This window comes from Couchioplanes azureus (assembly GCF_014648355.1).
GTDB classification, from domain to species: domain Bacteria; phylum Actinomycetota; class Actinomycetes; order Mycobacteriales; family Micromonosporaceae; genus Actinoplanes; species Actinoplanes azureus.
Map to the genome: position 1 here is coordinate 155856 of NZ_BMQY01000006.1, position 12435 is coordinate 168290.

Annotated in this window: 8 protein-coding genes; 5 read left to right on the forward strand and 3 right to left on the reverse strand. The window is 71.1% G+C overall.

What is annotated here, in order from left to right:
* Positions 1–3: 3 nt before the first annotated feature.
* From IEY99_RS22295 to IEY99_RS22305, 3 genes are all read right to left on the reverse strand, one after another.
* Positions 4–972, reverse strand: a complete 969-nt coding sequence (locus tag IEY99_RS22295; RefSeq protein WP_189205975.1) for an anti-sigma factor RsbA family regulatory protein — start codon at positions 970–972, stop codon at positions 4–6.
* Between the two features lie 68 nt (positions 973–1040).
* Positions 1041–1943 carry an MEDS domain-containing protein gene (locus IEY99_RS22300; protein WP_189205976.1) on the reverse strand — a complete coding sequence of 301 codons (903 nt, stop codon included), beginning with the start codon at positions 1941–1943 and terminating at the stop codon, positions 1041–1043.
* A gap of 120 nt (positions 1944–2063) precedes the next feature.
* On the reverse strand, positions 2064–2675 hold the full coding sequence (locus tag IEY99_RS22305; protein ID WP_189205977.1) for a hypothetical protein: 612 nt from the start codon (positions 2673–2675) through the stop codon (positions 2064–2066).
* A 1094-nt stretch (positions 2676–3769) separates the two neighbouring features.
* Between IEY99_RS22305 and IEY99_RS22310 the strand changes: the two genes are divergently transcribed.
* The 5 genes from IEY99_RS22310 to IEY99_RS22330 all read left to right on the forward strand — a co-directional run bounded on the left by IEY99_RS22310 (position 3770) and on the right by IEY99_RS22330 (position 12434).
* Entirely contained in the window at positions 3770–5200 is a 1431-nt protein-coding gene (locus tag IEY99_RS22310; protein WP_194505970.1) for an acyltransferase family protein, read from the forward strand.
* Positions 5201–5265: 65 nt separating this feature from the next.
* Positions 5266–8007, forward strand: coding sequence for a helix-turn-helix transcriptional regulator (locus IEY99_RS22315; protein WP_189205979.1), 2742 nt, complete (start codon positions 5266–5268; stop codon positions 8005–8007).
* Between the two features lie 47 nt (positions 8008–8054).
* On the forward strand, positions 8055–9350 hold the full coding sequence (locus IEY99_RS22320; RefSeq protein WP_189205980.1) for a S8 family serine peptidase: 1296 nt from the start codon (positions 8055–8057) through the stop codon (positions 9348–9350).
* A gap of 19 nt (positions 9351–9369) precedes the next feature.
* Entirely contained in the window at positions 9370–11364 is a 1995-nt protein-coding gene (locus tag IEY99_RS22325; RefSeq protein ID WP_189205981.1) for a hypothetical protein, read from the forward strand.
* Between the two features lie 41 nt (positions 11365–11405).
* Complete coding sequence (locus tag IEY99_RS22330) at positions 11406–12434, forward strand: hypothetical protein (protein ID WP_189205982.1); 1029 nt, start codon at positions 11406–11408, stop codon at positions 12432–12434.
* The last annotated feature ends 1 nt before the right edge of the window (position 12435 follow it).

Here is a 12435-nt window from a genome sequence, read left to right on the forward strand (position 1 = left end):
GCCTCAGGCGGAAGTCGCCGGCGGCTCGGGCGTGGGGGCCCGGAGTCTGACGGTGAAGCCTTCGCCGGAGCGGATGAGCGTCGTGTCGATGTCGAGCTGGTGCATGAGCCAGAGCCCCCAGCCGGGCAGCAAGGGATCCGCCACCGCCGGGACGAGACCGGCCAGGGGGTCGGCCGGGCCGCACCCACGGTCGTGGACGCTGACCACGATGCGGTCCGGCAGGGCCCAGATCCGGACCGTCACCGGCGGCTTGCCGTGCTTCCGCGCATTGCTGACCGCCTCCGAGACACCAAGGATCAGGTTCTGGAGTATGGAGTCGCCGACGCGGCTGGAGCCGGCCTGTGCGACGACGTGCCGGACATGGGACGCGGCCGGGTTGGTCAGCTCGGCCGTCGGCGGGCAGGCTTCCACCGGATCAGGCGCGGACGGTAGCCCTTCGAACACCGGCGCCTCCTGGAAGCGGGCGCTGGCGCGGCACCACCCGGACGGCGAGACCAGGCGCGGATGGGTGCGTTCCACGATGTCGAGCACCTCCGTGGGGGCGGTCGTGACGTCGTACAGGCAACGACCCCAGACCGGGAATTCCTGCCACACGGTGTTGACCGCACATTCGTAGCGATCCCAGCCCTCGAACCGCCCCCCGTTGCCGGAATGCGGCACGTCCCCGGCGATCCGGATCTGACCGACGCCCATGGCGACATGGAACTCGAACAGCCGGCGGTAGGTGGCGATCGCCCGCGCCGGCGTCGCATACAGATTCCCGTCGCCGATGAACTCCACCGAGGACGGATCGGCGAGCTGCGACCGGAGGAGGTCCGCCTTCCGGGTGTCGTAACCGATGACGACCGCCTCGCCGGCGGCCAGCCCCTCCTCGACGAAGGGCACGATCAGTTCCAGGAACTCGGCGTCGGAGCCGTAGAAACCGGCTTCGTGGAAATGGCCCACGTGGCCGCGGGCTGCTCCCGTCCTCATCTCACAACCTCCGTACCCGGCGACAGATCCTCATTCCCGCCGGGGGCGCGATCGGGTGCGCCAAGCGCCTACCGTTTCCAGCCATCGACCGCCGGATCGATGCTGAGCCTCGGATGCACCCATCCGAGCATGCCGATCAAGGCGCGCAGTACCGGTGACGCGCGGGTCAGCGTGATGTGCCCGCCCTCGGGCAATCCGGCGGCCAGGGCGTACAACCGCCGGAGCGTGCCGACGTCGATGAACGTCATACCCGCCACGTCCAGGTCCAACCGGGGCGTGGTCGCCAGCCGCGCCTCGATCACCCGGGACAACGCTGCCCAGTTGGCCGCGTCCAGTTCGCCGGTGATCCGCACGCCTCGTGGCGTGGCCAGGAAGCCGGCCTGCGGCGGCGCGACCCACCCCGGCGCGACTCCGACGTGCTCGGCGGCGAGGAGCCGCCGGTGGCCGGGATGCAGCCACTGCCGGTCGTACTGGCAGACGGAGGTGATGCCTTCCTCGTGCTGCAGCCGGGTAGCCAGCCGCTCCCAGGCCAGCACCTGTTCGATGGGGCCGAGGAGCCGGGTGTGGTCGTCCATCTCGACGGCGATCCGCAGTCCGGGGAACCCATCTGCGCGAGCCCGTGCAGCGGTGCCGCGGAGTCGGTCGGCGGCCGCCGCGGGATCCAGTCCGGGCGTGGCGCCGTAGACGTCGGCGAAACGGCGTACACCGAGCTGGCCGGCGTCGATCGCCGCCTCCGTCGCCGCGTTGCTGGCTCTGAGCGCGCTGCGGACCGCGGGCAGCGGCCGGTCACCGACCACGTACAACACCCGGTCGCCGGCCAGCAGGCCGGCGACCACGAACGCCGCGGCGGCCCGCGCCCGTTCCGCGTCGCTCCGATAGAGAACGATGAGATGACTGCCGGGCTCCAGCGCGCACAGATTCGCCACGGTATTGCCTGCGCCGCAGGTCTCCGGCCGAGACTCGTCGGTCATGTCTCGGCCCCTCTTCATCGGGCGTCGACGTGCGGACCGGGACGGTTCGCGCCGATCCAAGCCGATAAATTTACCCCGACCTATGTACTTCGTACAGAGGTGCCCGCTTCGGATCGGCGCCTAGGCGACGAAGCGGGTCCGGCGGCGGCGTGCGGCCAGCACGCCCACGGCACCGGCGCCGAGCGACAGCAGGCCGAGCCCGCCGATCAGCCCGGCCATGGGGCCGGTGACCGCCAGCCCCGAGCCGGCGACGACGCGGACCTCGCTGGTGCCGGTGATCGGTGCCAGCCCCTGGGCGGAGAAGGTGATGGTCACCGTCCCGGTGTCGCCTCGCCGGGCGGTCCCGGCCGCTTTCACCAGTACGGGCAGGTATCCCTCGATCGTCTCGCCCTCGAAGGAGAGCTCTCGCGGATCGGAGCAGACGACCCGGGTCGGCGACGGCCTGACGCAATCGCCGCGGCCTCCGCTCGGGACGAGCCGGACCCCGGCGGCGCCGGTCAGGTCGTAGGTGACCTTGGCCCCGGTCAGCTTGGTGGGGCCCGTGGACCAGAGGTTGGGTCCGAGCAGGTCGATGGCGGTGCCGCCCACGGGCACCTTGATGTCCGGGAAGGCGGCGGAGATCGGGTCGCCGCGGTGGATTCCTCCGGCCAGGGCCGGACCCGCCACGGTGGCGAGGAGGGCGCCGGTCACGGCCAGCGCGCCCGTCAGGCGCCGCGCGTACAGATGCCGCATTTGACAGTTCCTCCAGGCTGACGCAGCGTACGGGAGATCGTCTCGTGTGCGCAGCGTATGCGGCGATTCCTCACTTGCCTCGCATTTCGCCCGCGAGCCCACTGCGGCGGCCTTCACCCAGGCATCCGAAGCCTTGCCGGCCGGGTGACTCCGGCAGGGAACCACTTCCAGCCGTCCTGACCCGATACGAGCCGAATGACCTGCGGCCGCAGCGGAATAGATCACACCCCGCGCGTTGAACCCTCACCGTCGCCATCGACATCGGGAGAGGCCACCGGACCACTTCCCGACGGCCCGACCGACTTGCTCGGCGGCGGGCCGCCTTCCTATCGGCCCAGCCAGACGCCACTGTCGCGAAGGCGTACCCCTTCGTCAGGCGCGTGGCATCAGCCGTCGACAGCGCGCCGACGAGGCACCGACCGCATCGACTGCCCTCGCTGCGATGCCACCGAGGCGGCGCCCCGTCGCCATGTGCCCTGCGACACATCGGCACGGAGGCGACGCGACAATATCGACATAATCACCGTCCGGCTTTTCGGACCTCGACCCCCGCCAGTGACGATTCGGGCGTCCGCCTCCAGGCCATCCGGGTGCGTGGACGTGCCGATGCCTTACATTGCCAGTCGCTTCATCGCGGCCGCCATCGGCGACATACGCCGATACAGGCCGTCCGATCACCGACGCGTGTGCGCGTCAAAGCCGCAACCGATCCTATGGCGACCTGTCCGGCCCGGCCCGAGAGAGCGGTGGTCCGAGGTTTCACACGGCATCACGAGAGGGCTGTCCAGTGTCAGCATGCAAGCGCCACTTTCCGATACCCGCGCGTATCGCGGCGCTGCCGACCGTGGCACTTACCGACTAACGGCAGCCATCGCCCTCGCTCCTCGACAGGGGCGGGAAGGTCGCGCGCGACCTCAACCGACGATGCGAGTGGCGCTGCCCCGAAGGCCGCCATACCGAAAGACGATTCACCGGCATCGTGCAGCAAATGAGATGGACTTCGCACGACTGCCGTTGAACCGACCATTTCAGGCGAGCGGCTGACAGATGCCCCGGAAAAGGAAAAGGATTTGACTGCGAGCCCCATCGCCGCGATGGATGCCCCCGCAAGCAGCGCGCCCACCAGCCGCCTCGAATGGCTGGACGCGTTACGGGGAATCGGCGCACTGGCCGCGATGCTGTCGCACGTGATGGCGTACGTGCTGAAGGATCTGCGCTCGGAATTGCTCGACGGATTCGTCCACGTCGGCCGGTACGGTGTCGTTCTCTTCTTCGTCGTGAGCGGCTACGTCATCCCGTTGTCGCTGGAGCGCAGTCGCAGCCTTCGCCGTTTCTGGGTCGGCCGGGTCTTCCGGGTCTACCCGGCCCTGCTGCTGTCCGCCCTGATGATGGCGGGCTTCTTCGCCACCGGTGTTCTCCCCGTTCCGGCGACTCTGCGGGAGGAACCGCTGACGGCCACTCTCGGACACGTCGTCCTCATGCAGGACATGTTGGGCTTGCCCAGCATGCTCATCACCTACTGGACGCTGACCTTCGAGATGCTCTTCTATCTCCTGGTCTCCGCCCTGTTCGTGTTCCGGATGAACCGGATGGCGGTCTGGATCGCGCCCGGCCTGGCGCTCGTCGGACTTCTTGCCGGCCCCCTGCTGCCCGGCCAGCTGCTCATCCCCGACCCGACACGGCGCTTCGTCGTCACGGTGGTCGTGTTCGCCGCCATGGTGTGCAGCGTGGCCGCGTACCTCTCCGGCAAGCGCAAGGCCGCGGTCATGGCGGCGATGGTGGGCGGCGCGTTCTTCCTTCTCCCGCTCATGAATGCCAACGTGCCGCCGGGCAGCGCCCTCGTCGGTTCGTGGGTCGCTCTTCTCATGCTGGCCGCCATGTTCGCCGGCACCGTGGTCTATCACGCCCAACACCGCGTCATCCGGCCCCGTACCGCCATGCTGTCCCTGGTGGTCGTGGTCCTGGCCATGATGACGGCGTTCTGGGCGCACCTGCCTTCGGTCTTCCGCGACGCGAAACGGTTGTCCATCAACCAGGGCAACGAGATCGGAGCCGTCGTCGCGGTGGCGGCGACCTTCGGTATCGCATTTCTGCTCCGGCACCGGCGGATTCCCCGCTTCCTGGCCTGGCTGGGCACCGTCAGTTATTCCGTCTATCTGCTGCACCAGCCGGTCGTCTACTTGTTCCGGTACGTGCTGGTACCCGATGGAAGCCGACGAACGCTCGCCGAGCAGGCGTTGATCGCCGGCGGGATCGTTGCCGTCACCCTGGCGGTGTCCTGGGCTTCGTACCGGCTGGTGGAGAAGGGTGGGCAGACGATGGGCCGACATGTCGCCGCATTGCTCGACCGCCGTCTCGGCCGCGAAAGGTCAGCCCCGGAATATGGTTCCGTCCGCGTCGTTCCCGACCGCGGACGACGCCGACGGGTTGCCGGTGTGCGACGGCTTTCCGACACCGGGACCGCCGGAACGGTGTCTCCCCGGGGACCCTCGAACCAGCGCAAAATGTCGGTCGATACCTGCTGACGTCGGGTCCGCCAAGGGGGTCGGCCGTGCTCGCTCGCCGCTGGGACGGACTCCACGGTCAAGCCATGATCGGTCGCCGCCACGAGTGCGCGGTCGTCGAGGCGTTGCTGGCCGGGTCCGCGACGCGGGGCGGCACGCTGGTGATCTGCGGTGAGCCCGGGATCGGCAAGACCGCCCTGCTCGACCACGCGGCCAGCCGCGCCGAGCCGGTGGTGCTGCGCGCCCGCGGGGTGGAATCGGAGGCCGTGCTGCCCTTCGCCGCGCTTGCCGACCTTTTGATCCCGATCCGCCGGCATTTCAGGGATATCCCGCGGGTTCAGCGGGACGCGTTGGAGGGCTGCCTGGCGCTGAGCGACCGGGCGGAGCCCAATCCGTACGTCGTCTGCGCCGCCGCGTTGAGCGTGTTGGCCGCTGCCGCCGACGCCAGCCCGGTGACCATGCTGGTGGACGACCTCCAGTGGACGGACCCGTCCTCGCAGCGGGTCCTGATGTTCATGGCACGCCGCCTGCTCTTCGAGCGGGCGGCGCTCTTGTTCACGGTGAGGCTGGACGGCGGCGCGCTGATCGACCCGCGGAGTCTGCCGGTTCTCCAGCTCGCCGGGCTGTCCCGCGAGGAGTCCGCGGACCTGCTTCGGCAGCACGGCTACGACCCGGCCGACCGGGTGAGCGACAAGCTGCACCGGTTGAGCGCGGGCAACCCCCTGGCCCTGCTCGAAGCCGGTTCCGCGCTGCGGCCCGCGCAGCTGTCCGGCGACGAGCCGATCGGCGAGCTGCCGCTGGGCCGCATGCTGCGGCAGGCCTGGTCGTGCCGCATCGAGGAGCTGCCGGACGCCACCCGGGCCGCGCTCGCGGTCGTGGCGGCGAGCCACGATCCCGCGGCCGCGGGCATCGCGGCCGCGCTGACCGCGCAGGGGCTGAGCCTGGACGCGCTCGGGCCGGCCGAGGCGACCGGGATGGTCGTGGCGACGACGGCGACGATCGACTTCCGCCACCCGATCCTGCGAGCGGTGGTGCTGCAGCAAACGACGCTGGGCCACCGGATCGGCGCCTGCCGCGCGCTGGCCACGGTCTCCTCGGGCGCCGCGCGGGCCTGGTACCGGGCGGAGGCGGCGACGCGACCGGACGAGAGCGTGGCCGACGATCTGCTGCGGGCCGCGGCCGACGCCCGTGGCCGCGGTGGCCACGGCGACGCGGCGCGGGCCGGGCACCGCGCCGCCGCCCTGACCCCGGATCCGATGCTGCGGGCCGGCCGCATGCTGGAAGCCGCGCGGGACGCGTTCGTCGGCGGCTCGTCGACGGAGGCGCTGAGCTGGTGCGACGAGGCGCTGGCCGGCGCGTGCGAACCACCGGTACGGGCCGACCTCGAGCTGTTGCGCGGGCGCATCCGTACGTGGATAGGCCAGCCCACAGGCGCGCACGAGGCCCTGGTGGCCGCGGCCCGGGCGATCGAGCCGACCGATCCGGCGCGAGCCAGCATGCTGCTCGGCGAGGCGACGCTGCCGGCCGTGCTGGACGGACAGGTCACGGAAGCCGTCGAGCACGCGCAAGCCAGCGTCGAGCTGGCCCGCCGGTCCTCGGTGGACCCGGCGCCGGGCCGGCTGATGCTCGGCCAGGCGTACGTCCTGCGGGGCGACGTGGCGGCCGGCCGTGCGCTGCTCGAACAGGCCGGTGACTTCCTGCTCGCCGACCGGCCACCGGCCGAGCGGCAGCTGCTGACCCTCGCCGGGCAGTGCCTGGCCTGGGCCGATGACCCGGAAGGCGGCCAGAAGCTGGTCAACCGGGTGATCGACGCCGCCCGCCGGGACGCCACGCCGGCGCTGCTGCCGCTGGCGCTGGCGATCCGCAGCGAGATCGAATGCTGGGCCGGCCGATGGGCGGCCGCGTCCGCGGACGCGGCCGAGGCGCTGCGCTGGGCCGAGGAGTCCGGCCAGGTCAGCACGCTGGGATACGGCCTGGCCTGCCTGGCGCGGCTGGCGGCGCTGCGCGGCGATCGCTCCCGCTGCGAGGGCCTCGTGTCGCGGGCCCGGCGTGAGGTGGGCCCGCACGGCGTGGGCAGCCTCGAGGCGTACTTGCCGGGGAGCCTGGGCCTGGCCGCGCTCGGACACGGCGAGCTCGACGCCGCGATCAGCCATCTGGAGCTCGCGTACGCCTACACGGTGGAGCGCGGGGTCGGCAACCCGTGCGTCGTACCGGTCGCGGCCGATCTCGTCGAGGCGCACGTCCGGGCCGGCAACGGCGGCCGGGCGGCCGAGGTGACGGCCTGGCTGCACGAGTCGGCGGCGCGCACCGGGCTGGTCTGGCCGGCGGCCGCGGCGGCCCGCTGCGCCGGGGTGCTCGCCGCGACCGCCGAGGAGGCGATGGCCTGCTTCGACCGGGCGGACCTGGCCCTGCGCCGCCGCCCGATACCGTTCGAGCAGGCTCGTACCCTGCTCAGCCGGGGTGCGGCCCTGCGCCGCGCCCGGCGTCCGGCCGACGCGCGCGGACCGTTGCTGGCCGCGCAGGCGGCCTTCGAGTCGCTCGGCGCCACGCGGTGGGTGCGGCAGGCGGCCGGTGAGCTGGCGGCCACCGGCCAGCGGCGCGGCGCCCGCAACGCCCGCCCGGCCGTGGATCGCCTGTCGGCCCAGGAGATGCAGGTGGCGCGGGCGGTGGGGCGCGGGCTGACCAACGACGAAGCGGCGAGCACGTTGTTCGTCTCCCGCAAGACGGTCGAGGCGCATTTGACCCGGGTGTACCGCAAGCTCGGCGTGCGGTCCCGGTCCGAGCTCACCAGGGTGCTGGTCTCGGGCGGGTTCGAGGACGGCATGTAGGGAAATCCCCGAAGCGGGCACCCGCCGGTGTCGCGAAGTCTGGTCGGGTGAAGCCTCACGTCGTCGTCAAGTTGCGCGCGCCCGCGGCGGGTGGCGCGCGCCTGCCCGACTGGCTCACCTTCGTGACCGACAAGTCCGTGGTCCGCGGCAGCCTCGAGCCGCCGGTCGACCGGGTGATGGCGGACGCCGGGCTGCGATTCTGGGCGACCCGGGAGTTTCCGGCGGCGGGTCCTACGTGGAACGACGCCGAGGTGGCACACGGGCTGGACCGCACCTTCCGGCTGATCCTCCCGGACGGACGGGAGCCCGGCGCGGAGGTCGTGCACCGGCTGCGGCACCTGCCCGGCGTGGAGGCCGCGCACAGCCTCGAGGTCGCCACCGTGCCGTTGCCGGATCCGCGCGGTGGGTCACCCGCCGCGGCGCGACGCCGGCCCGGCGAGGCCATCTTCCTGCCGTACGCGCGGGCGGTCACCGCCGGCCTACCGGCGATCCGGATCGCGGTCGTCGACACCGGCGCCGACCTCGGGCATCCGGAGCTGGCCGGGCGGTTCGCCGGCCGGGCGGACTTCGTGGAGCTCCGGGGCCTCGACACCCGCACGTTCGTCGGCGACATCACCGGGTACGACGACCGGCCGGACGACGAAGTCGGGCACGGCACCCACGTCAGCGGCATCATCGGCGCCCGCGGCCTGGCCATGGACGAGGGCGTGGCGCCCGGTTGCGGCCTGATGGCGGTACGCGTGCTCGCCACCGTCCGCGAGGGCGACCGCCGGGTCGGCGCCGGGATCGTGGACAACATCAACGCCGGGATCAAGTGGGCCGTGGACAACGGCGCCGCTGTGATCAACATGAGCCTCGGCATCCGGCACACCGAGGGCGGGCTGCCGCACCGCGACGTCATCGCGTACGCCCTCGCGCGCGGCGTCACCGTCGTCGCGGCGAGCGGGAACGACGGCACCGCCGCCCTGTACTACCCGGGTGCGCTGCCCGGCGTCATAGCCGTCGGGGCGGTCGACGGCGGCGGCGCGGTGGCGCCGTTCACCTCGTACGGTGCCGGCATCACCGTGGTGGCGCCCGGCGTCGGCATCCACAGCGCGTACGTGCCGCACGCGTACGCGGTGGCCTCCGGCACCTCCCAGGCCGCGCCGTTCGTGACCGGCGGCGTCGCCCTGCTGCAGTCGCTGGCCCACGAGCGCGGCCGGTCCCTGTCGCCGACCGAGGTGGCCGGAATCCTGCGGGACACCTCCGACCGGCTCACTCCCCGACCGCGCGACAAGCACTCGGGGTACGGCCTGCTCAATCTGGCCGACGCGTTCCGGCTCCTGACGCATTCGCTGAACTGAAGGTCCAGAAGGGGACACGATGATCACGTCATCCGTCGTCAACGGCGCTCTGCCGTTCCGGATCAAGAGGCCGCTCGTCTCCGGGTTCGCCGCCGTCCCGACCCTGGACCCCGAGGTCACCGCGTGCCTGACCGAGCTCGAGGCGCTACTGAGCCGCCGGGTCTTCGTGGCCCCGGTCGTGGCCGGGCCGGGCGCCGCGGTCGCCGCGCCCCCCGCCGGACCCGGAGCGCCCCCCGGCGCGGCGGCCGGAGCGGCGGGGGCCGGGGCCGCCGCGGCGAAAGCGGCCGGCGCGGGGGGAGGAGCGCCCGCCAAGACGCCCCTGGATCTGACGGTGTTGCTGGCGTCACCGTTGACCCCGCGGCGGACGAACCTGCCCCGGTGGGCCACCAACAGCGTCGCCGATCGGCTCAGCAAGGCCACCGACGACAACTCCTGGCACACCCTCTCCGAGATCGCGGACGTCACTCCGGACCTCTCCGAGCTGAAGTACGCGGTCGCCGAAAGCCTCGCCGAGGACTGGCTCAACCTCACCCCGACGGCCCAGGCGGTCCTCGACGCGAGCCGGCCGGCCACCCGTGACTTCCTGCTGCTGATCGCCTTCCGCCGGATGGGCCTGCGCGACGTCAACGCGGTGAAGAACGCGCTGGTGTCCGGCCGGGCCGGCGTCCGCAGCATCGCCGACTACGTCGCGATCAGTGCGGCCCGGATGATCGTCGAGGATGAGAAGCTCGACGTCGACGACGCCAACAGCGACGGCGGCCAGCTCGCGAAGGACATCCGGGCGGCCGCGCTGCCGCTGAACCGGCCGCTGTTCCGGGCCCGGCTCGACGCGATCGTCGACAACCTGCTGTTCAACAGCGACGAGCTGAAGCTGATCGAGCAGGCGAACATCGGCACCATCCCGCCCGAGCTCAAGCCGCAGCTCGTCCAGTACATCAAGCAGTCGCCGGTTCCGATCGACAAGAACAACGTCAAGTTCTTCCTGCCCCTGTTCATCTCGCAGATCAAGGGCGGGATCGAGCTGGAGCAGCGGCCGGCGCCGGACGCGGCCGACGCCGATCGCGACTTCGACGTCACCTTCCTGACCGACGACGAGGCGACCGCCGTGGTCGACCGCTCGGCCGTCAAGTGCGCGGCCCAGCTGTACTACACGATGACGCTCGGCGACGAGCTCGGCATCTTCGACGTGGTCAACTACTTCACCCACCACTATCTGGTGCGCCGTACGTTCACCATCGAGGACCCGCGCCTGCGGCAGGACCTCAAGCAGTACGTGTTCTCCAACGAGTTCACCATGACCGACCCGCGCACCGGGCTCAAGCAGACCGCGGACCGCAGCCGTCCGGCCGAGCGCCAGATGTTCTACCGCCAGGTGTTCAACCTCGGCGCCGGGCCCGGCCCGGACGCCGACATCGTCGCCAACGACGAGTTCCCCCGGCTGTGGAAGATGCTGATGCTGGAGTCGGCGAACTACCTCCAGCGGGCGCAGCTGAGCCCGAACCCGACCAGCTTCGTCTCCAAGCAGAACGTCATGCAGGCGGTCGAGGACCTGCTCTACAACCTGTCGGCGCACTGCACCGGCATGGCCAACGTGATCAGCCCGTTGATCTCGGCCGAGTTCACCTTCGTGACCCGGCGCATCCTGGCGCACCCCGAGGTGATCCGCGCCGTGGTCCCCGGCGGCGGAAGCATCTGGAAGGTCGTCGAGAACCTGGCGATGGAACAGCGCCGCGCGCGGCCGCGCGCCACCGTCTTCAACAACAAGGCGACGTACGGGCATCAGATCATCCGGGCCATCGCGGGGTACGACGCGGCGACGTTCGACGCGGAGCCGAACTTCTCGCAGTTCATCAGCACGGTCGACGCGTACATCTCGACGCAGAGCATCCTGCAGGAGGGGCTGGTGGACGACCTCAAGGGCGCCGACGGCACCGAGCCGGACGACCAGGTGGCGGCGGGCGGTGTCGCACTGCCCGGCAACGCGCCGCAAACCACGGACGAGTGGGACTTCTGAGCGGTAGGGCCGTCGACTCGACCGGGGAAAGAGGGACGAACGTGGACGAACGTGTGACGCTGATCCCCAGCGACAGCGAGATGCTCGGCCAGGCGCGGGCCCAGGTGCGCGACGTGCTGCGGGACTGCGCGCCGTATCACCGGATGCCGTTGGCCGAGCAGAAGGACATCTATCTGTCGCTCGTCCAGGAGAACCTCGACCGGCAGCGCGACCGGCTCGGGCTGGCCCGGCCGATGGCGACCGACTCCGGCAAGGACATGGGCTACCAGGGCTACGACCCGGGATTCGGCGGCGACACCAAGGCGTTCAACGAGCTGGTGGACTCGGTGGACTTCCCCCAGTTCGTGGCCGACCTGCTCAAGGCCGTGTTCGACGCCAACATCAGCGTGATGAAGCAGCAGACGGACGCCTACATCAAGCTGATGAAGGAGGCGACGAAGTCCACCGCCGACTTCATCAAGCAGATCAAGGACGACGAGAGCTTCGCCCGCCTGGCCGAGACCCGCAGCGACCGGTACAACGTCATGACCGAGCGGGCCGAGGACGGCAGCACCAAGCTGAGCCTGACCGACCCGAACGGCGAGAAGGTCGACACCGAGGACGCCGAGGTCAAGCGCGCCCTGCTGGAAGCCAAGATCAACATGGCCAAGGAACACCGGGCGGCGCTGCGCGACATGATCGCCATGGGCGTGACCCGGCTGGTCGTGAAGAAGGGCGTCGTCGAGGCGAACGTCGAGTTCAGCGTGAAGGCGAACCGGCAGAGCAAGGCCCACCACGAGGACCAGAACATCAACACGAGCGCGGTGGAGTTCGGCTGGCGCCCGCCCGGCTTCGGGATCTTCGGCGGCTCCGAGGGCAACCTCTCGGTCAACAACACCAACATCCAGGTCAACACGTCCGACAAGCGGGCCACCGACGACCTTTCCGCCACCCTCAAGGGCCGGGTCAACATCGAGTTCGCGACCGACTACTTCCGGCTCGACAACTTCGCCGACATGTACGCCGACGGCGGAGTGGCCGCCCTTCCCCAGGGTCAGAAGCCGGGCCAGAGCGCACCACCGGCGCGATGAC

Bases quoted from the DNA above. Each gene is read 5' to 3' on its own strand.
- IEY99_RS22300 (WP_189205976.1), bottom strand. From the start codon at position 1,943: ATGACCGACGAGTCTCGGCCGGAGACCTGCGGCGCAGGCAATACCGTG.
- IEY99_RS22305 (WP_189205977.1), bottom strand. From the start codon at position 2,675: ATGCGGCATCTGTACGCGCGGCGCCTGACGGGCGCGCTGGCCGTGACC.
- IEY99_RS22325 (WP_189205981.1), top strand. From the start codon at position 9,370: ATGATCACGTCATCCGTCGTCAACGGCGCTCTGCCGTTCCGGATCAAG.
- IEY99_RS22295 (WP_189205975.1), bottom strand. From the start codon at position 972: ATGAGGACGGGAGCAGCCCGCGGCCACGTGGGCCATTTCCACGAAGCC.
- IEY99_RS22310 (WP_194505970.1), top strand. From the start codon at position 3,770: ATGGATGCCCCCGCAAGCAGCGCGCCCACCAGCCGCCTCGAATGGCTG.
- IEY99_RS22315 (WP_189205979.1), top strand. From the start codon at position 5,266: ATGATCGGTCGCCGCCACGAGTGCGCGGTCGTCGAGGCGTTGCTGGCC.